This is a genomic window from Streptomyces phytophilus, from assembly GCF_013870535.1.
Lineage (GTDB): Bacteria > Actinomycetota > Actinomycetes > Streptomycetales > Streptomycetaceae > Streptomyces > Streptomyces phytophilus.
In genome coordinates this window covers 1-1,780 of the sequence record NZ_JACBXC010001220.1, presented here as the reverse complement: position 1 = coordinate 1,780, position 1,780 = coordinate 1, and the positions used below count along the sequence as shown (strand labels likewise).

Here is a 1,780-nt window from a genome sequence, read left to right as displayed (position 1 = left end):
GGCGTCAGCGGCTTCGTCGCCCTGCGGGCCGGCACCGGGCCGGCCGCCACCGTCCCCGCCGCCCGCGTCGCCGCCGCGGCGGCGGAGCTGTCCGGTGCGCCGGAGGACTCCTTCGCCGTCCACGCCGACGACGCGTACGCCGTGCTCACCGGCCTCGGCGACCGCGCCCCCCTCTACGCGGCGTACGCCGTGCTGGAGGCGTTCGGCATCCGCTTCTTCGCCCCCGCCTTCCCGGCGTACGAGGGCCACGCGGAACACGTCCCGCGCCGCGGCTCCCTCGCACTCCCGGCGCAGCGCCTGGCCGACCGGCCCGCGTGGACCATGCGCCGCCAGTACGCGGAGGAGGGCTACAGCCACCACGCGGCCACCCTGCCCGCGCTGCTCGACTGGATGGCCAAGAACCGCCTCAACACCTTCGTCTACCCCACCGACTACCTCGGCATCGGCGTCACCGTCTACGACGGGGTGCGCGACGTGCTGATCCGCGAGGCGGGCAAGCGCGGCATCCGCATCGAGTCCGGCGGCCACGGCTACGACACGTTCCTGCCCCCGGCGGACTACCCGCAGTACTACGAGTCGGGCGGCCCGCTGTTCGACATCTACAACGCCGAGGCCCTGGAGGCGTACACCGCCGAGGTCGTCGCGTTCCTCAGGGAGCGCCCCGAGATCACGGTCTTCGACTGCTGGCCGCCGGACGTCTGGCAGTTCCAAAAGCCGATCCTCGACCGGTACGGCACCCCGTCCAACGCCGAGTCCGTCGTCGTCAACCGCCTGGCCGCGGCCGTACGCGAGCACCTGCCCGGCGTCCGCGTGGAGCGCATCGCCTACGCCTCCACCCTGCGGCCCCCCGACCCGGAGTACGCCACCGACCCCGGCGTCGTCGTCGACTTCGCCCCGTACGCCCGGAACTACGCCGGCTCCCTCGGCGATCCGGCCGTCCCCGCCAACGTCCCGCACGCCGAGGCCCTGCGCGCCTGGCGGGAGTCCTACCGCGGCACCCTGTCGATGTACGAGTACTACCGCCGCTACCGGTGGCGGAGCCTGCCGGTCCACCCGCTCGCCACCATCGCGGGCGACGCGGCGTTCGCGTCGCGCACCGGCGCGAACGGCGTCGGCATGTACTGCGAGCCCGCCGACTGGATCACCTACGAGCACGTGCAGAACCTGGTGGCCGCGCTGGCCTGGGACCCCGGGCTGGACGCCGGCGGCTTCCTGGAGCGCTATCTGCACGCCCGCTTCGGCGCCGCCGCCGTCCCGGCCCTGCGCGACTACTACGACCAGACCCGCTACGACCCCGACACGCGCAGCGCCGCACAGCTGCACGAGAGCTACACCCGGGCCCGCGCGGCGCTGACCGAGGCCGCCGGCCGCGCGGAGGGCGACGGCGCCCGGGTGGTCCTCGACCGGCTCACCCGCAACGCGGGCATCGCCCTGGCCGACACCGCCGTCGGGCTCGCGCCGGCGGGCAGCCCGGAGCAGCGGGCCGCGCGGGCGGCGTACCGGCGGCTGGTCCACCGCAACCGCTTCAACGGTGTCAGCCTGCCGAACGTGCAGGCCCGGGGGCGGTGGGGGAGCGAGGGGTCGTACAGCGACGCCGAGGTGCGGCGGATGGTCGCCGACGGCTACCGCGCTGCCGCCACCGGCTTCGGCGACCCGGGCGAGCTGCTGCTCGTACGCGAAGGGGGCCCCGAGGCGCTGACGGTCGAGGCGCAGGACGTGGACTTCACCGGGCACACCGTCACTTGGACCGCCACCGCGCCCGAGGGCATCCGGGTGGAGC

The 1,780-nt window shown here is 75.1% G+C and carries 1 protein-coding gene; it reads left to right on the top strand.

All coding sequences use genetic code 11. The annotated features are described in order from the left end of the window. On the top strand, nt 1–1,780 hold a 1,780-nt coding region (locus H5J30_RS30965), incomplete at both ends, for a DUF4838 domain-containing protein (RefSeq protein WP_181790815.1).